This window comes from Variovorax sp. PBL-E5 (genome assembly GCF_901827185.1).
Classification (GTDB): domain Bacteria; phylum Pseudomonadota; class Gammaproteobacteria; order Burkholderiales; family Burkholderiaceae_C; genus Variovorax.
This window is the reverse complement of the sequence record NZ_LR594671.1, coordinates 960507-981115: the sequence shown is the minus strand read 5'-3', so window position 1 is coordinate 981115 and position 20609 is coordinate 960507. Positions and strand designations below refer to the sequence as shown.

The window sequence follows — 20609 nt, the reverse complement described above, 5'->3', positions numbered from 1 at the left end:
CTCAGTTCCCTGCTTCGGTGCGAACGTCGTCGAAGAAATAGTCCTTCACCGAAGCCGGCTTGTTGCGGATGGCGCCCACGCGATGCATGAACTCGGCCAGCGCGTAGGTGTTCTGCGGCGCCGTCTTGAACTGGACTTCGGGGTTCTTGATGATCCTGAGCAGCAGCGCGCGGTCGATCTTCGCGTCGCTGGTGCGGATGTAGATGTCGGCCGCCTTCTCGGGATTCGCGGCGATGAACTGCGCGGCCTCGTCGAGCGCATCGACGAACGCGCGGTAGGTCTTCGGATTCTCGTTGCGGAACTTCTCGGTCGCATACAGCACGGTCGCCGACGCGGGGCCGCCGAGCACCTGGTAGGAGTCGAGCACGATGTGCGCCTTCGGGTTGCCGGCAAGCTCCTGCTCCTGGAACGGCGGATTGCCGAAATGGGCATTGATTTCGGTGCCGCCCTTGATGAGGGCCGCCACCGCGTCGGGATGCGGCAGGGTCACGCTGATCCTGTCGAGCCGGTTGAATTCCTTGTCACCCCAGAGCCTGGCCGACGCCAGTTGCAGGACGCGCGACTGCACCGAGACGCCGACGGCCGGCAGCGCAATGCGGTCCTTGTCGCCGAAGTCGGCGAGGCTCTTCACGGCCGGGTTGGTGCTCACCAGGTAGAAGGGAAAGTTGCCCAGCGAAGCGACGCCGCGCACGTTCTGCTTGCCGCGGGTGCGGTCCCACAACGTGAGCAGCGGACCGACGCCGGCACCCGCGATGTCGATGTTGCCCGACAGCAGCGCATCGTTGACCGCGGAGCCGCCCGACAGCTTGATCCATTCGACCTGGGCGTCGATGCCGGCCGCCTTGGCGTGCTTCTCGATCAGCTTCTGGTCCTGGGCGACGTTGAGCATCAGGTAGACGACGCCGAACTGCTCGGCAATGCGGATGCGTCCTTCGGCATGGGCCTCGAGGCTGGCGAGGGCCAGGGCGGCGGTGGCGATCCAGAGGCTCGCGGTGCGGGTGAAACGGTTCATTGTTCTTGGCTCGAGGGGTGTTCGATCAGAAGGGCGCATCGCCCCGGACGGTGGTGCGGTAGAGCTTGCGGCGCAGTGCGTCGGGCGTGCCCGCCGCGAGGTGCATGAGCGAGCGGTTGTCCCAGAACACGAGGTCGTGCGGCGCCCACCGATGGCGGTACACGAACTCGGACTTCACGCTGTTCGCGCACAGCTCGGCCAGCAGTGCATCGCCCTCGTCCTGCGGCAGGCCAAGGATGCGGGTCGTGAAATGCTCGCTCACGAACAGCGCCTTGCGGCCCGTTTCCGGATGGGTGCGCACGACCGGATGCACCGCCGGCGCGACCTTGTCGATCTGCGCCTGCGAGAGCGCCGGCCGCCATGGATTCTTCGCGCGCAGCGCTTCGTACTTGGCCAGATAGCTGTGCTCGGCCTTGAGCCCCAGCACGCGTTGTTGCAGCGCGGGCGCGAGCGCCTCCCACGCGAGATGCTGATCGGCAAAGAGCGTGTCGCCGCCTTCGCCCGGCAGCTCCTGCGCGTGCAGCAGCGAACCGAGGCTGGGCTCGGGCTTGTACGAGATGTCCGAATGCCAGTAGGCCCCGGCATCGCCGAGGCCGAGGGGCTCGCCGTTGTCCTTCTTGATGTTGGAGACGATCAGGATCTCGGGATGGTCTCCGAGGTGGAACTGGTGCAGCACATGGATGTCGAGCGGACCGAAGCGCCGGCTGAACGCGATGTGCTGCGCCGGCGTGATCCGCTGATCGCGGAACACCAGCACGTGGTGATCGAGATGCGCGCGGTGCAGGCGCGCGAACGCGGCGTCATCGATCGGCTTGGCGATGTCGAGGCCGATGACCTCGGCACCGACCGGCGCGTCGAAGCGGCGCAGCTCGAAGTGCTGCTGCGACGACGCACGGGGCGGGGCATCTGGAGAAAGAAGGGCGGGCATGCGGACGGTCCATCGTGGCGCCTCGCACCCGAAGGGCACGCGGCGAACCGCCCAATGTAGAAGGCACGCCGCCGATTCCCAACGAACCGTTCGTTGCTAGCTTATTCGGGCTTCACAGCGTGTGGCTGCGATCGCCCTCGGCAAAGCCGATCGCGTCCCAGGGCGCGCCGACCGCAAAGCCGATCACCTTGAACAGCTCGCCCATCTCGTGTTCGTGCACCAGACGCGCCGCCAGGATGCGCTCGGGCTGCGCGGCCTGCGCCATGGGTTCCAGCAGCCCCGCGTTGAGCAGGAAGCGCGCCTGGCTGCAGTAGCCCAGCACCTCGAAGCCGGCGTTCTGGCCCTCGAGGGCGACGCCGGTGAAGTTCACGTGGGCCGTGATGTCCTTGTCGCCGACGTCGGCCAGCGGGTCGCCGTCGGCCGCGTGGCCGCGGTGGCACATCACGGTGCCCATGTGGCGCTGCGGGTGGTAATACTCGGCCTCCGGAAAACCGTAGTCGATGAAGAAGGCTGCGCCCTGCTTCAGGCGATCCGCCAGCGTGGCGATGAAGGCCTCGGCCTGCGGATGGATCTCGGTCAGGTAGTCGTGCACGCCTTCGATCTCGACCGGCGGGCGCAGCGCGGTGGGACGGTCCTCCCAGGCGAAGCCGTCGCCTTGCCGGATCACGCCGCGCTCGAACCATTGCCCGCCGGCGCGTGCGAGCAGCTGCACCGGCATGGCATCGAGCACCTCGTTGCCGACCACCACGCCGCGCATCGCCTCGGGCAGCTCGGCCAGCCATTCGACCTTGCCCGCATGCCCGGCGAGCGTCTGCTGCTGCCGCTCGCGCAGCGTGCCCGACAGATCGACGATGCGATAGCGCGCGATGCGTTCGCCGAGCGCATCGAGCAGTTGCAGGGCCAGCGCGCCCGAACCGGCGCCGAACTCCCAGACTTCATCGGTGCCGGTCTTGTCCAGCGCCTCGGCCACCTGCACGGCCAGGGTCTGGCCGAACAGCGGCGTGAGTTCGGGCGCGGTCACGAAGTCGCTGCCGGAAGACGGCATGTGCCCGAACTTGCGGCTTGCGTTGGCGTAATAGCCCAGACCCGGCGCATAGAGCGCGAGCGCCATGAAGCGGTCGAAAGAGATCCACCCGCCGTCGCGCTGCAGCGCGGCGTCGATAATCCGGGTCAAGGGGGTGGCGCGTGTTGCGCCGTGCTCCATGTTCATGACGGAAATCTATCAGGATGGCTGAATCGACCCCACGCCCCGGCGTGCTCGTGACCGGCGGCGGCCAGCGGCTCGGCGCCGCGGTCTGCGAGGCCTTCGCGCGCGCGGGCTGGCGCGTGTGGTGCCAGTACCGCGCCTCGCGTGCGCCGGCCGAGGCCCTGTGCGAGCGCCTGCGCGGCGAAGGCCATGACGCGAACGCGGTCGAAGCCGACATCGGCACCGAGGAAGGCCGGTGCGCGCTGATGGCGCAGGCCACGGCCGGCGGCGCGCTCGCATGCATCGTCAACAACGCCTCGGCCTTCGAACCCGACACCGGCCTGGACTTCGATGCCGATGCCGCGCTGCGTCAGCTCGGCGTGAACCTGATGGCACCGCTTTCGTTCGCGCGGCTGCTCGCGCGCAGCGCGGTGGCGGGCGACGGCATCGACCGCTCGGCGATCCACATCCTGGACCAGAAGGTCTACAACCTGAATCCGGACTACTTTTCCTACACGGTGTCCAAACTGGCGCTCGAGCGCGCGGTGTCGCTGCAGGCGCAATCGCTGGCACCGGCGGTGCGCGTGTGCGGCGTGGCACCGGGCATCCTTTTCACCAGCGGCCCGCAGAACGAAGCCAACTTCGCGAAAGCGGCGCGCGTCAACCTGATGCGCCGGCCGATCGATCCGGCCGATGTCGCGCGAACCTGCGTCTTCCTCGCCGGCACGCCCAGCGTGACCGGGACCACCCTCTGCGTCGACAACGGCCAGCACCTGGTGCCGCTCGAACGCGACGTCATGTTCGTCGTCGACGACCTGTTGAAAGCATCCATCCCATGACCACTGCTGCCCTCGATCCCTTGCTGCTTTCCTGCCGGCGCGTGTTCCTGCGCGACTACGAGGTCTGGATCAACATCGGCGTGCACGAATTCGAGAAGCGCGCGGAGCAGCGCGTGATCATCAACGTCGATCTCTACGTGCCGCTCGACATCTCGACGCCGAAGGCCGACGAACTCGATGAAGTGGTCGACTACGACTTCATCCGCCGCACCGTCGCGACCCGCCTGAGCAAGGGCCACATCCACTTGCAGGAAACGCTGTGCGACGACATCCTCACGCAGGTGCTGGCGCATCCGAAGGTGCAGGCGGCGCGGGTGTCGACGGCCAAGCCGGACGTCTACCCGGACTGTGAAGCAGTAGGCGTCGAAGTTTTCAGGAGCAAGTAGTGACCCACCCCCAGGCTTCGCGCACTTCGTGTCGCTTCGCCAACCCCCTCGCCGGGGGCAACATCGGCGGCCCGGCAAAGCCGGTTCCGCGGTGTTTCTGGAAAATGCGCGTATGGCGTGACGGAGTCGAATGATGAGTGTCGTGTGGACCGAGAAGAACGAAGTTGCATCGGGTGGGCCGATCAAGATCGAGCGCGAGACGCACAAGCTCGAGAAGCGCCTGTGCCGCGAGGTCGGCCGCGCGATCGTCGACTACAACATGGTCGAGGACGGCGACAAGGTCATGGTCTGCGTCTCGGGCGGCAAGGACAGCTATGCGCTGCTCGATATCCTGCTCAAGCTGCGGGCGCGGGCGCCGATCCACTTCGACATCGTGGCAGTCAATCTCGACCAGAAGCAGCCCGGCTTTCCGGAAGACGTGCTGCCCGGCTACCTGCGCGCGCTCGGCGTGCCCTTCCACATCGAGGAGCAGGACACCTACTCGATCGTCAAGCGCGTGATCCCCGAAGGCAAGACCACCTGCGGCCTGTGCAGCCGGCTGCGCCGCGGCATCCTGTACCGCGTGGCGGACGAACTCGGCGCCACCAAGGTCGCGCTCGGCCACCATCGCGACGACATGCTGCAGACCTTCTTTCTCAACATGTTCTTCGCCGGCAAGCTGAAGTCGATGCCGCCCAAGCTGGTGAGCGACGACGGCCGGCACATCGTGATCCGGCCCTTGGCTTACGTGGCCGAGAAGGACCTCGTGCGTTGGGCGCAGCACCGCGAATTCCCGATCATTCCCTGCACGCTCTGCGGCAGCCAGGAGAACCTGCAGCGCAAGCAGGTCGGCGAGATGCTGCGCGAATGGGAGCGCAAGCACCCGGGCCGCGTCGAGAACATGTTCAATGCGCTGCAGAACGTGGTGCCGTCGCATCTGCTCGATGGAGCGTCCTTCGATTTCAAGGGTCTCAAGGCGACGGGCGTGGCCGACGCCGAGGGCGACAAGGCATTCGATGCGCCCGAGTTCCCGGCGCCGTCGGCGCTGCGCATCGTGCAACTCTAGGACCGGCGCAACGTGCAGGCCGGGCCCTAGAATTCCAGCGGATGGAGGCCACCCGACTGATTGCCGTGCGCCACGGCGAAACCGCCTGGAATGTCGACGCACGCATCCAGGGACAGTTGGACATCGGCCTCAACGAGACCGGCCTCTGGCAGGCCCGGCGCGTCGGGCAGGCCCTCGAAGACGAGCCGATCGCCGCGATCTACGCCAGCGACCTCGCACGCGCCTGGCAGACCGCCCTCGAGATCGCCAGGCCCCACCGCATCGACGTGGTGGCCGAACGGGGGTTGCGGGAACGGGCCTTCGGCCTGTTCGAGGGCCGCACCTTCGCCGACATCGATGCCAACCTGCCGGCCCAGGCCCGGCTCTGGCGAACCCGCGACCCCGAGTTCACGCCGGCAGGCGGCGAGTCCCTGCGGGTATTTCGGGACCGCGTGACATCGATCGCCGCGCAACTCGCCGCCCGCCATGCCGGCGCGCTGGTGGTCCTGGTCGCCCACGGCGGCGTGATGGACGTGCTCTACCGCGCTGCGACAGGACAGGAACTCCAGGCGCCTCGCACCTGGGATCTGGGCAACGCGGCCATCAACCGCCTGCTCTGGACGCCGCAAGGGCTCACCCTGGTGGGCTGGGCCGACACCGGTCATCTCGGCGGCGACGCGCTCGACGAAGCCACGGCCTGAGCGCCTCTGCTCGACTGCGGCGGAAGATGGAACTTTTTCAATGAAGTTCTGCGATCAAACTCACAATCAATGTCAGCTTTTTGTATTCAAATTTCAAAAATCTAGGCACAATCAAGTCTTCGCCGTCGGCTTTGTCAAGCACGCAATCGCAACCAAGTGCATCTGATGTTGCTGGCCCGATCGTGAGATATATGCCTGCCGGCATGACTTTCGGCAGGTGGCGTTTCGAGGGGTCATTGAGCAATATCCAAGCGGGATGGCTGGGTGACTGCTTTGTTATTAAATTCGCACATGGACACATCATGTTGCGGCAATGGGTGCTGGCGGTGAAAGGGATCTTGTGGTGACTGCATTCATACCCATACACCAACGCGTTGCGCTTCGCGCGGCGGCGACCCCGAATGCCATCGCCGTCTCCTGCAACGACATTTCGATCACCTACCAGCAGCTGAACAGCCGTGCCAACCAGCTGGCGCGGCGTCTGCAGCGCGCCGGCGCCGGCCGGGATCGGCTGATTGCCATCGGCATGGACCGGTCCATCGAGATGGTGGTGGGCCTGCTCGCCATCCTCAAGTCGGGAAGCGCCTATCTCCCCATCGACCTCGAGTACCCCGCGGAGCGGATCGAATTCACGCTGGAAGACGCTCGCCCGGTCGCGATGCTGACGCACTCCGCCAATGCGGCGGCCATTCCGGCGGCGAACGTGCCTGTCCTGCGGATCGATGACGAAACGCTCGCCAGCGAAGACTCGGCGGATGTCGGCAGCGCCGACCCCGAGGCCATCGCCTACGTGATCTACACCTCGGGGTCCACCGGCCGGCCCAAGGGCTGCCTCGTCACGCATGCCAATGTGGCACGCCTGTTCGATGCGACGGATGCCTGGTACGGCTTCGGACCGGACGATGTCTGGACCTTCTTCCATTCGCATGCCTTCGATTTCTCGGTCTGGGAGATCTGGGGCGCGCTGGCCTATGGCGGCCGGGTCGTCGTGGTGCCTTATGCGACCACGCGCTCGCCCGCCGACTTTCTCGACCTGCTGGTGCGTGAAAAGGTCACCGTCCTCAACCAGACACCGTCCGCTTTCCGGTCCCTGATCGACGCCGACCACCGCTCGGCGCTGGCACCCGACGCGCTCAGCCTGCGCTACGTGATCTTCGGCGGCGAGGCGCTCGCCTTCGAGATGCTGCGCCCCTGGTACGAGCGCCATGGCGATGTCCGGCCGCAGTTGATCAACATGTACGGGATCACGGAAACGACGGTCCACGTGACCTATCGCCCGGTGTCGCTGCAGGACCTGGAGCAACGTCGCGGCAGCATGATCGGCCGCCCGATCCCGGACCTGCGCGTCCACCTGCTGGGCGAAGACCTGAAGCCGGTGGCCGCGGGCGAAACGGGCGAGATCGTCGTCAGCGGCGCCGGCGTGAGCAACGGCTATCTGCGGCGTCCCGAACTGAGCGCGCAACGCTTCATCGACTGGACCGATCCGGCCACCGGCGAAACGCTGCGTGCCTACCGCTCCGGCGATCTCGGCCGGGCCGATGCGGACGGCGACATCGAATGCCTGGGCCGGATGGACCATCAGGTCAAGATCCGGGGCTTTCGCATCGAGACCGACGAGATCGAGAACCTGCTGCTGCGGCATCCCGGCGTGCGCGAATGCGCGGTGATCGCGCGCACGGATCACGGCGACGGCGAGGCACGACTCGTGGCCTATGTCGTGCCGAGCTCGGCGCGCATCGCCGGCCCGGCGCTGCGCGCCCACCTGGCGCGGGACCTGCCGCAGTTCATGCTCCCGGCCGCCTTCGTCGACCTGCCGGCCTTGCCGCTCACCGAAAACGGCAAGCTCGACCGCCGCGCCCTGCCGGCGCCGCCGCGCGAGCGGCCCGAACTGGCTGCGCCGTTTCAAGAACCCTCGACGCCGCTCGAAACGCAGGTGTGCCAGGTATTCGCCGACGTGCTGGACATCGACCGTGCCGGCGTGTTCGACAACTTCTTCGAATTGGGCGGCACCTCGCTGGCCGTGATCCGCGCGCTGGAGAAGCTCGCCCACGCGGGCTCGCGCAAGCTGGGCGTGACCGATTTCTTCCACGAGCCCACCCCCAGGGCGCTGGCGCAAGCGCTCGGCGAGCCGGTCGAGCCCGCCACGGCCGCGCACACGAAGGCTTCGCCAGCCGATGCGCTGGAGCCGGTGGCCATCATCGCGATGGCCGGTCGCTTTCCGGGCGCCGCGGACGTGGAACAGTTCTGGGACAACCTGCGCGCAGGCCGCGAGTCCATCACCTTCTTCTCGGACGATGCGCTCGACCCCTCGGTCAGCGCCGCGCTGCGCGCGGATCTCGCCTATGTGCGGGCACGCGGCGTGGTGGACGGCATCGAGATGTTCGATGCCGCGCACTTCGGCATCGGCCCCCGGGAGGCCGAGGTCATGGATCCGCAGCAGCGCCTGTTTCTCGAGCTCTGCTGGGAATGCCTCGAACGCGGCGGCTACGTACCGGACGCGACCCCGGGTCCGGTCGGCGTCTATGCCGGCATGTACGGCAGCACCTACCTGCATCGCCATCTGCTGCCCCGCGCCGACCTGATCGAGCAGCTGGGCGAGCTGCCGGTCAACCTGGCCAACGACAAGGACTTCATCGCGACCCGCGTGGCCCATCGGCTGAACCTGACCGGCCCCGCGATCAGCGTGCACACGGCCTGCTCGACCTCGCTGGTGGCGGTGGCGCAGGCGTTCTCGGCGATCCGCCACGGCGAATGTGACATGGCGCTCGCCGGCGCGGCCTCGGTGACCTGCCCGCCGCGCAGCGGCTACCTCTACGAAGAGGGCGCCATGCTCTCGCCCGACGGCCACACGCGCTCCTTCGATGCCGGCGCGCAAGGCACGGTCTTCAGCGACGGCGCGGCCGTCGTGCTGCTCAAGCGCCTGTCGGCCGCGATCGCCGATGGCGATCCGATTCACGCGGTGTTGCGCGGTGCGGCGATCAACAACGACGGCGCCGTCAAGGCCAGCTTCACCGCACCCAGCATCGACGGCCAGGCGCGCGTGGTCACCGCGGCGCTGGCCTCGGCGGGCGTCGACGCGCGCAGCATCTCCTACGTCGAGACGCACGGCACCGCGACGCCGATGGGCGATCCGATCGAGATCGCGGCGCTGACCAAGGCCTATGCGGCCCAGACCCGCGACACCGGCTTCTGCGCCATCGGCTCGGTCAAGAGCAACATCGGCCACCTCGTGGCGGCGTCGGGCGCCACCGGCCTCATCAAGACCGCGTTCGCGCTGCGCGAACAGGCGATTCCGCCGTCGGTGAATTTCAGCGCGCCCAATCCGGCGATCGATTTCGCGTCGACCCCGTTCCGCGTCAACGACCGGCTGCAGAGTTGGCCGCGCGCTGCGGCACCGCGCCGCGCCGGCGTGAGCTCCTTCGGCGTCGGTGGCACCAATGCGCACGTCATCGTCGAGGAAGCGCCGGTGATCGCGCCGTCGGATGCCGGTGCGGGACCGCAGCTGCTGCAACTCTCGGCGCGCACGGCCACGGCGCTGTCGGCCGCGGCGTCGCGCCTTGCCGACCATCTGCAGGCGCGGCGCGATGTCTCGCTCGCGGACGTGGCGCATACGCTGCGCGTCGGGCGCAAGTCCTTCGCGCACCGGGCCTGCGTCGTCGCCGAGAGCGTCGAGGAGGCCGTGCAGGCGCTGCGCACCGAGGCTCATCCGATGCGCGTCGCCGGCGAGATCGCGGCCTGGGTGCCGCGTGCCGTCTTCATGTTCCCCGGCCAGGGCGCCCAGTACGCCGGCATGGGCCGCGCGCTCTACGCCGACGAGGCCGTGTTCCGCCAGGCCTTCGACGAGTGCCTGCAGGCCTTCGACGGCGTGCTGCCCTTCGACCTGCGCGAGCGCATGTTCTCGGACGACGACAGCGCGCTCAAGCCGACCTCGGTCACCCAGCCCGCCACCTTCGCGATCGAGTACGCGCTCGCGCGCCAGCTGCAGGCGCTCGGCATCCAGCCGGCAGCGCTGGTCGGCCACAGCGTGGGCGAGTTCGCCGCCGCGGTGCTGGCCGGCGTGATGCGCCTGCGCGATGCCGCCCGGCTGGTGGCCCAACGCGGCGCCCTGATGCAGGCCATGCCCGAGGGCGACATGCTGTCGGTCCGGATGCCGGCAGCAGAGCTCGCCAAGCAGCTGCCCGACGGCATTTCCCTCGCGGCGGAGAACGGACCGAGCGTCTGTGTGGCCGCCGGCCCGGCGCCGCTGATCGAGCAATTCCGCCAGCAGCTCGAAGCGGCGGGCGTCGCCGCCAAGCTGCTGCAGACCTCGCACGCCTTCCATTCCGTGATGATGGACGGCGCCGTGGCGCCCTTCGAGGCCCTCGTTCGCCAGGTGCCGCTGTCGGCGCCGGCGCTGCCGATCTTCTCGACCTTGACCGGTCGGCTGCTCAGCGCTGACGAGGCCATCGACCCGGCCTATTGGTCGCGCCATCTGCGCGAGACGGTGCGTTTCGCGCCGGCGGTGCAGAGCGTGCTCGGCGAAATCGATCATCCGCTGTTCATCGAACTGGGTCCGCGCAACACGCTCGCGACGCTGGTGCGCCAGCACGCATCGAGGCAGCGCACCATCAGCGCCGTGCCGCTGCTGGGCGATCGCCCCGACCAGGAGTGCACCGCCTGGCGTCTTGCCGCGGGCCGCCTCTGGACGCTCGGGCTGGACCCGGACCTTTCGCGGCTCGACGTGCGCGCACGCAAGCACCGCCTGCAACTGCCCACCTACCCCTTCGAGCGCAAGCGCTTCTGGGTCGACATCGCGTCGGCCCCGGCGCAGCCTGCCGCTCCCGCGCCTGCCACTTCCATGCCCTCGTCCCCATCGATTCCGGAGTTGACAATGACTGCCGCCGTTTCCGCCGCCCCTGTACCGGGTGCACTGCCCGCGCGCCGCGCCTCGCTCGTCAACCGCCTGCGCGATCTGTTCGAGAACCTCTCGGGCATCGACATGGCCGGCGTCGGCGGCGCATCGCCCTTCGTCGAGATCGGACTCGACTCGCTCACCCTCACCCAGGCCGCGATCCAGGTCAAGAAGCACTTCAAGGTCAACCTGAGCTTCCGGCAGCTGATGGAAAGCTACCGCAGCTTCGACGCGCTGGCGGAATTCCTCGATGCCACCTTGCCGTCGGACCCGATCGCAGCAGTGCCCGCCGCAGTACCGGCGCCTGTCGCGGCGGCCGTCGCCGCACCGATGGCCGCCGCGCAGCAGGTCGCCGTCTCGGCACCGCTCGCGATGGCCCAGCCCATGGCGGCGATCGCGCCGGCCAACGGCACCCTGGTGCAGCAGGTGATCGCACAACAGATGCAATTGATGCAGCAGCAACTCGCATTGCTGTCGGCGGCGCCGACGGCACCGGTCAGCCCCGTGCTGCCGGCGCCGGCGGTGGAGCAACCCACGCCCATGGCCACCGCCGCGGCCACGGCGTCCACATCCCCCGCACCGGCCGCCGAGGAGCCGCCGGTCGCAGCGCCGAAGTACGACGTCAAGAAGGCCTTCGGCGCCATCGCGCGCATCCATACGCAGAGCAAGGAACCGACCGAACGCCAGAAGGCGCGGCTCGCGGCCTTCATGCGCCGCTACACCGAGCGCACTGCTGCCAGCAAGGCCTTCACCGAGAAGCATCGCCCGCAGATGGCCGACCCGCGCGTGGTCAACGGCTTCCGCCCCGCGACCAAGGAGATCACCTACCAGATCGTGGTCGAGCGCTCCAAGGGTTCGAGGCTCTGGGACATCGACGGCAACGAGTACGTCGACGTGCTCAACGGCTTCGGCATGAACCTGTTCGGCTGGCAGCCCGACTTCGTCAACGAGGCGGTGCGCGCCCAGCTCGACCGCGGCTACGAGATCGGCCCGATGCATCCGCTCGCCGCCGACGTTTCGGAGCTGGTCTGCGACATCACCGGCTTCGACCGCGTCGGCTTGTGCAACACCGGCTCCGAGGCCGTGATGGCGGCGATGCGCATCGCCCGCACCGTCACCGGCCGCAGCACCGTCATCATGTTCACCGGTTCCTACCACGGCACCTTCGACGAGGTGCTCGTGCGCGCCGGCCGCGGCGGCAAGGGCATGTCGGCCGCGCCGGGCGTGCTGCAGGGCATGTTCGGCGAGATCCGCGTGCTCGATTACGGCACGCCGGAATCGCTGCAGTTCATCCGCGACAACGCCGAGGACCTGGCCGCGGTGCTGGTCGAGCCGGTGCAGAGCCGCCGCCCCGATTTCCAGCCGCGCGAATTCCTGCGCGAGCTGCGCGCCATCACCGAGAAATCCGAAACCTGCCTGATCTTCGACGAGGTCATCACCGGCTTTCGCTGTGACCTCGGCGGTGCCCAGGCGCTGTTCGGCATCCGCGCCGACCTGGCCTGCTACGGCAAGGTGATCGGCGGCGGCTTTCCGGTCGGCGTGGTCGCCGGCAAGCGCGCCTACATGGACGCGCTGGACGGCGGCGCCTGGCAGTACGGCGACGACTCGATGCCGACGGTGGGCGTGACCTATTTCGCCGGCACCTTCGTTCGCCATCCGCTGGCTCTGTCGGCCGCCAAGGCCTCGCTCGAACACCTCAAGCGCGACAACGGCGCGTTGCAGCAGACGCTGAACCTGCACACCGCGGCGATGGCCGACGAACTGACCGCCTTCTGCCGCGAGGTCGGCGCGCCGCTCGAGATCCGCTACTTCTCGTCGCTGTGGCGCGTGACCTGGCTCGAGGACCATCCGCTGCAGGATCTGCTGTTCGCCATGATGCGCAGCCGCGGCGTGCACATCCTGGACAACTTCCCCTGCTTCATGACGACGGCGCACACGCAGCAGGACATCGCGACCATCAAGTCGGCCTTCAAGGAATCGGTGGCCGAGATGCAGGAAGCCGAGCTGCTGCCGCGCCGTGCCGTGACCCAGCCGGCCTTCGATGCCTCTCATCCGCCGGCGCCCGACGCGCGGCTGGGCCGCGATCGGGATGGCCAGCCCGCCTGGTTCGTGCCGGACCCCAAGGCACAAGGTAAATTCACCAAGTACCAAGCATGACCGAAGCCGTCGCCATTTCCCCTGCCGAGCAAGCCAACGACGCATTCGACCCGTTCGAGTCGGGCGCGATCGAGCGGATCGTCTCGACGACCGAAGCGCAGCGCGAAGTCTGGCTCGGCGACCGCTTGAGCCCGGAAGCATCGCTCGCCTACAACGAGTCGCTGCAGCTGCGTCTGCGCGGCACGCTGGACACGCGCGCGCTGGCCAACGCGCTCGATCGCCTGATCGAACGCCATGAATCGCTGCGCTCCACCATCTCGCCGGACGGCACGCAATTCCTGATTGGCGAAGCCACGCCGCTGCAGCTGATCGAGCACGATCTGCGCGCGCTCGATCCGGCCGCGCAGAAGCGCCGGCTCGACGAGGACAGCGTGGCTGCGGTGCAGAACCCTTTCTTGCTCGAACAGGGTCCGCTCTTTCGTGCCAGCCTCTATCAGTTGTCGAGCATCGACTACCTGCTCGTGATGACCGCCCACCATGCCGTCTGCGACGGCTGGTCGTGGGGCGTTGTCAGCCAGGACCTGGGGCAGCTCTACGCCGAGCAGATCGGTGCCGGGCCGGGCCTCGAGCCGGCGGCGCAGTATTCGGACTACGCGGCGTGGGAGGCGGAGGAAGCCTCCGGCCCCGCGATGCAGGCGCATACCGACTACTGGCTCTCGCGCTTCGCGGGCGGCAGCCTGCCGGTGATGGAACTGCCGGTCGATCATCCGCGTCCGCCAGTGCGCACCTTCAACTCGTTGCGCATCGATCATCTGCTGGACCGCGAGCTGGTCGACGGGCTGCGCAAGGTCGGCGCTGCATCGGGCACCAGCCTGTTCGCCGCCTTGTTCAGCGGCTTCGCCGCGACCCTGCACCGCCTGACCGCGCAGGACGAGCTGGTGATCGGCATCGCGGCCGCCGGCCAGATGCCGAGCGACATGCCGAGCCTCGTGGGCCATTGCGTCAACCTGCTGCCGATCCGCGTGGCGGTCGATCCGCAGACACCCTTCGACGCGCTCTCGCGGCAGGCCGGCAGTCTCTTGCTCGACGCCTTCGAGCATCAGATGCTGACCTACGGCTCGCTGCTCAAGAAGCTGCCGGTGGCGCGCGATCCCAGCCGACTGCCGCTGGTGAGCGTGCTGTTCAACGTCGACAGCTCGACCTCGGTGAACGCCAGCACCTTCCCCGATCTGGACGTCGAGCAAAGCAGCATCGGACGGCGCTACGAGAACTTCGAACTCTTCCTCAACATCACGCCGGTGGCCGATGGCATGCGCATCGAGGCCCAGTACAACACCGACCTGTTCGACGACGCCACGGTCAGGCGCTGGCTCGGCATGTACGAAAGCCTGTTGCGCGCCGCGGTGCGCGATCCGGCCCAAGGCGTCGGCCGGCTCGACGTGCTGCCGGAGCGCGAGGCGCTCGCCGCCGCTGCCCTGCAGCCGGCCGCCACGCCGCTGGACGGCGACGCGCTGATGCACGCGGGCTTCGTCGCCTGCGCCGCCGCGCAGCCCGAGCGCATCGCATTGCGCCACGGCGACGAGCGCCTGAGCTATCGCGAACTCGACGAGCGTTCCAACCGTCTGGCCCACGCCCTGCGCGCGCGCGGGATGGGCCGCGGCGAGCGGGTCGGCCTGTGCCTGGACCGCGGCCTGGACATGATGGTCGGGCTGCTGGCGGTGCTGAAGAGCGGCGCCGCCTACGTGCCGCTCGACCCCGCGTTCCCGCAGGCACGCCTCGACTACTACGCCGAGGATGCGAAACTGGGCCTGCTGCTGACCACCTCGACGATCGCCGCCGCACCCGTCGGCTGGCGCGCCGATGCGGCCGAGCGCGTGCTGCGCCTGGACCTGGACGCCGACTGGCTCGCGCAGCCCGCGACCCTGCCCGCACCCGGCGCGCAGGATGCGCAGCCCGAGGACAGCGCCTACGTGATCTACACCTCCGGCTCGACCGGCAAGCCCAAGGGCGTCTGCGTGCCGCATCGCGCGGTCGCGAACTTCCTGCAGAGCATGCGCGCGGAACCCGGCATCGAGATCGACGACCGCCTCGCCGCGGTGACGACGCTGTCCTTCGACATCGCCGTGCTCGAGTTGATGCTGCCGCTGACAGTCGGCGCGCAAGTAGTGCTGGTCCCGCGCGAGACCACCATGGACGGCGATGCGCTGCGCAGCCTGGTCGAAGGCTGCGGCGTGACCATGATGCAGGCCACGCCGGGCGCCTGGCGCCTGCTGCTCGACGCGCAATGGCGTGGCACCTTCGGCTTCAAGGCGCTGGTGGGCGGCGAGAGCCTGCCCGCCGACCTCGCGCAGCTGCTGCTCGGCCGCTGCGGCGAAGTGTGGAACATGTACGGTCCGACCGAGACCACCATCTGGTCGACGCTGTGGCGCGTCGACGCGACCCAGGTGGCGCGGCGCGGCGTCTCGATCGGCCGACCGATCGCCAACACCACCGTCTGGATCCTCGACGAACAGGGCCAGCGCTGCCCGGTCGGCGTGCCCGGCGAGATCTGCATCGGCGGCCAGGGCGTGACGCTCGGCTACCTCGAACGGCCCGAGCTGACCGCGGAGCGCTTCATCGCCGATCCGTGGGGCGGCCAGGGCGCGCTGCTGTATCGCACCGGCGACCGCGGCCGCTGGCGCAACGACGGCCTGCTGGAACACATGGGCCGGCTCGACTTCCAGGTCAAGGTTCGCGGCTACCGCATCGAGCTCGGCGAGATCGAGGCCGGCTGCAACGAAGCGCCCGGCGTGGCGCGCAGCGTGGTCGTCACGCGCGAGGACCAGCCGGGCGATGTGCGCCTGGTGGCCTATGTGGCGCCGGTGGCCGGCGCGACGATCGATCTGGCCGAACTGGATCGCCGTCTGCGCGCGCGGCTGCCGCAGTACATGGTGCCGCAGCACGTGGTCGTGCTCGACGCGCTGCCGCAGCTGCCCAACGGCAAGATCGACCGCAAGGCGCTGCCCAAGCCGAACGCGACGCGGCAGGAGGCGGCGGAACGCCTGGCGCCGCGCGACGATCGCGAGCGCATCGTGCTGGAGACCATGGAGCGCGTGCTCAACCTGCCGGGCCTCGGCATCCGCGACGATTTCTTCGCGCTCGGCGGCCATTCGCTGCTGGCGGCGCGGCTGGCGACACAGCTCGGCGGCGCCTTCGAGATCAAGCTGCCGCTGCGCGTGCTGTTCGAGGCACCCACCGCCGAACGGCTGGCCGCGGCGATCGACGGCCTGCAGCGCAGCCATGCGCCGCGCGCCGAAGCGATCCCGCATCGCAGCGACCGGCGCAGCGCGCCGCTCACGCCGATGCAGGAGCGCATCCGCTTCATCGAGGAGCTGCACCCGGGACGGCCGGTCTACAACGCGCCCTCCGCGCACCGGCTCGGCGGCTCGCTGGATCTGCCGAAGTTCGAGGAGGCGCTGCGCGAGATCATCCGCCGCCAGAGCGCCCTGCGCACCTTCTTCGGTACCGACCCGGCCACCGGCGAACCCGCCGCGCTGATCAGCGACCAGGTCGTGCTCGACATGCCGCTGATCGACCTCGGCGGCATCCCGGCCGGCGAGCGCGAGGCCGCGCTGCAACAGCAGATGCAGGAGGTGGCCGACCGGCCGATCGACATCCATCACGGGCCGCTGTTCCATGCGGCGCTGTTCAAGGTCGCGGACGACGACCATGCCTTCGTCTTCGTGCCGCACCACCTGATCTGGGACGGCTGGTCCTTCGACCTGCTGCAGAGCGAGCTGTCGGTGATCTACGGCGCGCTGGTGCGCGGCGAGCCGCACGGGCTGCCCGAGCCGGCGGTGAGCCATGGCGACTACGCCGAGTGGTATGCCCGCTGGCTCGAGTCGCCGGAATACCAGGAACAGCTGCGCTATTGGAACGATCGCTTCGCCCATGCACCGCCGGCCAAGGCGCCGCGCACCGACATGCCGCGCCGCGCCGGCATGAGCGGCCAGGGCGGCACGCACCGCATCGAGATCGACAAGACGCTGGCCGAACGGCTGCGCGAGGTCGCGCGCGGCCACGACGTCACGCTGAACATGCTGACGCTCGGCGTCTACACGCTGATGATGGGCAGCGTCATCGAGACGCGCGCCATCGTCATCGCGACACCGGTGCGCGGCCGCGAGGCACCGGAGACCGAGTCGGTGATGGGCTTCTTCAACAACATCCTGCCGCTGTCCTTCCAGATCGACCGCTCGCTGCGCTTCGGCGAGTTCATGCACTATCTCAAGCAGGAACTGCTGTCGATCATGAACTACCAGCAGGTGCCCTTCGAGCGCCTGGCCACCGAGCCGGCCTTCGTCGAGCGCGCCCAGGGCGTCGGGCTCTACCAGGCGCTGTTCTCGTTCCAGGATGCGCGCGAGCGGCCCTCCGCCATCGGGAACCTGCGCGACCGCCAGATGCACCTGCTGCAGCAGGGCGCGACCGACGATCTCGGCCTCTGGCTGATGGACAAGCCGACCGGCATCGAAGGCGCGGTCACCTACAACGCCGACATCTACAAGGCGGAAACGGGCGCGGCCTTCAAGGAGCGCTTCATCGAATTGCTCCAGACCGTGGCGCAGCGGCCCGACGACAGCGTCGAGGCCATCGTGGCACCGATGGGATCGGCGAGCGCCGCCTATCTGCAGCATCTGGCCGCCACCGAAACGCCGGAGCAGGCCGAGGCGGCCGCCACGGTGCAGGCCGCGCGCCAGGCCCAGCCGCAGCAACTGCTGCTGCCCGAACAGGCGCAGTTGGCGCAGGTCTGGGCCAGCGTGCTCGGCATCGACGTGAACGACCTGCGCACCAGCGACAACTTCTTCGACCTCGGCGGCGACTCGCTGCTGACGATGCGGGTGCTCCAGCAGGCCGAGCAGGCACTGGGCTTTCGCGTCGAGCCGCGCCGTTATGTGTTCGAGAGCCTGGGACAGCTGGCCGTGCCCACCGGCGCCCCCGTGCAGGCGCAGGCTGTCGACGAAAGCGCCCCGGCACAGGCACCGCGCGGCAACGCGTTCACGCGTATGCTGGGCCGCTTCGGCCGAAAGGGTTGAGACCGTGAACGCCATCACATCGATCGGATGCATCGAAGGCTGCGCGCTGTGGCGCGTGGATCTCGACGCACCGGACGCGCTTCCATGGCAGACGCTCCTGTCCGCCGGGGAGCGCGCGCGCGCGGCCCGCTTCGTCTTCGAACGCGATCGCCGCCGCTACCTCGCGGCGCACGGTGCGCTGCGCCATCTGCTCGGCCTGCGCGCCGGCACCGATGGGCAGGCGCTGCAATTTGCCGAGGGGCCGTTCGGCAAGCCCTTCCTGCGCGACCGGCCCGGTATCGCGTTCAACCTGAGTCACAGCCAGGCGATCGGCCTGGTCGCCATCGGCGAGGGCGCGATCGGCGTCGATGTCGAAGTGCTGCGGCCGATGGACGACATGCCGGCGCTCGCCGCGGCGCATTTCACCGATGCGGAGCAGCAGGCGCTGGCGAGCGCCGAAGCGGCCCGGCAAGCACGCGTGTTCCTCGAAATCTGGACGCGCAAGGAAGGCTGCCTCAAGGCGCTCGGCGCCGGACTGTCGATCGACACCCGCACGATCCATGTCGGCGCCGCTGCCACGGCGGGCGCCTCGGCCCCGATCGACGCCGGCGCCCACGGCGCATTGAGCGCATCGTCCTTCGACCTCGGCGCCGAGGCGATCGCCTGCGTGGCCCGCGTCGCCGGTCTCCCTGCCGCATCCACCGAAGCGCAATGCTGCACCGCGGAGGCCTGCGCATGACGATGAGCATGAGACCGATCGTCTTCGGGCCCCTGCAGCGACGGCTGTTCGGGTTCTTCCACGCGCCGCAGAAGACGACGCCGGCACGCGCCGGCCTGGTGATGTGCTATCCCTTCGGCCACGAAGCGACGCGCGCGCACCGCCTCTACCGCGTGCTGGCCGAACGCCTGGCGCGCCAGGGTGTCGCGGTGCTGCGCTTCGACTACTTCGGCACCGGCGATTCACCCGGCGGCGATCTCGATGGCGACATGGAAGGCTGGCGCGGCGACATCCTGCAGGCGCATGCGGAGTTGAAGCGCCTGGCCGAGGTGCGTAGCATCCACTGGCTCGCATCGCGACTCGGCGCCGCCCTGGCGGTGCAGGCCGCGGGCGATGCGGCCGACCTCGACCGCCTGATCCTGTGGGATCCGATCGTCGACGGCCCCGCTTACGTGAAGGAACTCAAGGTGGAACACATGGAGGCGCTCGAGCTGAGCTTCTATGCCAAGGACAAGTCGTGGTTTCGCGCCCATCCGGAACGCGACACCGCGCCGTTGACCGAGGCCATCGGCTTCGGCATCAATGGCAAACTCGCTGCACAATTGCCGGCCGTGCGCGCCGATGCATTGGATGTCCCCGCCCATGCGGCGGCGGTGGTGTTCGCCAATCCGGCGGATCTGCTCGCCGCCGGCTGGTGCGGGCGCCAGCAGCGCGCAGCGCAGCCGGTTCGTCTCGAAGCGCTCGTGCATCCGATCGTCTGGACTTCGGACCCGCTGGCCGACAGCGCGATCGTGCCGGCGGAGGTGACCCAACGTTTGTCAGCCCTGTTCAATGAACCCACCTAAAGAAGAACCCGTCCTCTTCGGCCCCGCGTCGGCGCTGTTCGGCGTGTTGACGCGTCCGGCATCGGGCGCGAGCGCGCCGGTCGCCTGCCTGATGTCGAACTTCGGGGTGACGCATCACATCGGTCCGCACCGCATCCAGGTGAAGCTGGCGCGCCAGCTCGCCGCGCAAGGCATCGCGACCCTGCGCTTCGACCTCACCGGCATCGGCGACAGCCCGGCCTCGGGCACGGCGAAGAATTTCGAATCGCAGGCGCAGGACGACCTCCGTGCCGCCATCGACTATCTGGAGTCGAAGCTCGGTGTGAAGAAGGTCGTGATCTTCGGCCTGTGTTCCGGCGTGGCACACGGCCTGCGCATCGCGGTCGCGGACACGCGGGTGACCGGCCTGCTGTCCTTCGACGGCTACCGCTTTCCGGGGCGCCGGGCGGAGCTGCTGCGGCTCTGGCGGCGCTTCCTGAAATACCCGGTCGCGCAGAGCGTGCATTGGGCCAAGCGTCTGGCGGGCGCCTCGCGCCAGAAGGACAACCTGCTGGAAAGCCGCGAGCCGGAATCCACGGTCACCGCGGCGGATTTCGCACGCAGCATGGAGACGCTGGTGGCACGCGAGGTGTCGGTCTATCTGGTCTATTCCGCAAGCCACCAGCCACGGGACCGCAACAAGGACCAGATGCTCGAGCTGCGCGGCGCGCCCTTCCTCGAGAAGGTGCGCTACGAATTCATGCCCGCGGTCGACCACTCGTTCACGCTGCTGTCGAGCCAGCGCTTCTTCAGCGATGCCGCATGCAGCTGGGTGGAGGAGATCACGCAGCGCGTGTCGCGCGGCGCCGCTGCGCTGCCGCCGGCTGCAGCCGATGCGCGGCGCGGCATGCAGAGTCCCGGCGCAGGCGCAGGCGCAGGCCTGGTGCACTCGCTGGCGGCCTGAAGCGCGGCA

The 20609-nt window shown here is 68.8% G+C and carries 12 protein-coding genes; 9 read left to right on the top strand and 3 right to left on the bottom strand.

Annotation, left to right across the window (positions count from 1 at the left end; all coding sequences use genetic code 11):
- Position 1 precedes the first annotated feature (1 nt).
- The 3 genes from WDLP6_RS04730 to WDLP6_RS04720 all read right to left on the bottom strand — a co-directional run bounded on the left by WDLP6_RS04730 (position 2) and on the right by WDLP6_RS04720 (position 3144).
- The gene (locus WDLP6_RS04730; protein ID WP_162591417.1) at positions 2–1012 is read right to left on the bottom strand and encodes an ABC transporter substrate-binding protein; all 1011 of its coding nucleotides are present in this window, start codon (positions 1010–1012) and stop codon (positions 2–4) included.
- A 25-nt stretch (positions 1013–1037) separates the two neighbouring features.
- Complete coding sequence (locus WDLP6_RS04725) at positions 1038–1940, bottom strand: TauD/TfdA dioxygenase family protein (protein WP_162591416.1); 903 nt, start codon at positions 1938–1940, stop codon at positions 1038–1040.
- A 112-nt stretch (positions 1941–2052) separates the two neighbouring features.
- Positions 2053–3144 carry a class I SAM-dependent methyltransferase gene (locus tag WDLP6_RS04720; protein WP_443083443.1) on the bottom strand — a complete coding sequence of 364 codons (1092 nt, stop codon included), beginning with the start codon at positions 3142–3144 and terminating at the stop codon, positions 2053–2055.
- Between the two features lie 23 nt (positions 3145–3167).
- Here WDLP6_RS04720 and WDLP6_RS04715 point away from each other — a divergent pair, with 23 nt between their 5' ends.
- From WDLP6_RS04715 to WDLP6_RS04675, 9 genes are all read left to right on the top strand, one after another.
- Positions 3168–3965 (top strand): SDR family oxidoreductase, encoded by a 798-nt coding sequence (locus tag WDLP6_RS04715; RefSeq protein WP_162591414.1) that lies wholly within the window; start codon positions 3168–3170, stop codon positions 3963–3965.
- On the top strand, positions 3962–4351 hold the full coding sequence (locus WDLP6_RS04710; protein WP_162566015.1) for a dihydroneopterin aldolase: 390 nt from the start codon (positions 3962–3964) through the stop codon (positions 4349–4351). Before WDLP6_RS04715 ends, WDLP6_RS04710 begins: the two co-directional genes overlap by 4 nt.
- Before the next feature lie 133 nt (positions 4352–4484).
- Positions 4485–5396, top strand: a complete 912-nt coding sequence (gene ttcA / locus WDLP6_RS04705) for a tRNA 2-thiocytidine(32) synthetase TtcA (RefSeq protein WP_162591413.1) — start codon at positions 4485–4487, stop codon at positions 5394–5396.
- Positions 5397–5437: 41 nt separating this feature from the next.
- Positions 5438–6076 (top strand): histidine phosphatase family protein, encoded by a 639-nt coding sequence (locus WDLP6_RS04700; protein ID WP_162591412.1) that lies wholly within the window; start codon positions 5438–5440, stop codon positions 6074–6076.
- 343 nt (positions 6077–6419) lie between these two features.
- Positions 6420–13124, top strand: coding sequence for a polyketide synthase (locus WDLP6_RS04695; protein ID WP_232076958.1), 6705 nt, complete (start codon positions 6420–6422; stop codon positions 13122–13124).
- On the top strand, positions 13121–18136 hold the full coding sequence (locus WDLP6_RS04690; protein ID WP_162591410.1) for a non-ribosomal peptide synthetase: 5016 nt from the start codon (positions 13121–13123) through the stop codon (positions 18134–18136). The genes WDLP6_RS04695 and WDLP6_RS04690 overlap by 4 nt, the downstream gene beginning before the upstream one ends.
- A 4-nt stretch (positions 18137–18140) precedes the next feature.
- A complete protein-coding gene (locus WDLP6_RS04685; RefSeq protein ID WP_162566010.1) occupies positions 18141–18854 on the top strand; it encodes a 4'-phosphopantetheinyl transferase family protein in 714 nt (237 codons plus the stop codon).
- Positions 18851–19678: a serine aminopeptidase domain-containing protein gene (locus WDLP6_RS04680; protein ID WP_162591409.1), complete on the top strand. Its 828-nt coding sequence runs from the start codon at positions 18851–18853 to the stop codon at positions 19676–19678. Before WDLP6_RS04685 ends, WDLP6_RS04680 begins: the two co-directional genes overlap by 4 nt.
- Positions 19665–20600 (top strand): alpha/beta hydrolase family protein, encoded by a 936-nt coding sequence (locus WDLP6_RS04675; RefSeq protein WP_162591408.1) that lies wholly within the window; start codon positions 19665–19667, stop codon positions 20598–20600. Before WDLP6_RS04680 ends, WDLP6_RS04675 begins: the two co-directional genes overlap by 14 nt.
- Positions 20601–20609 lie beyond the last annotated feature (9 nt).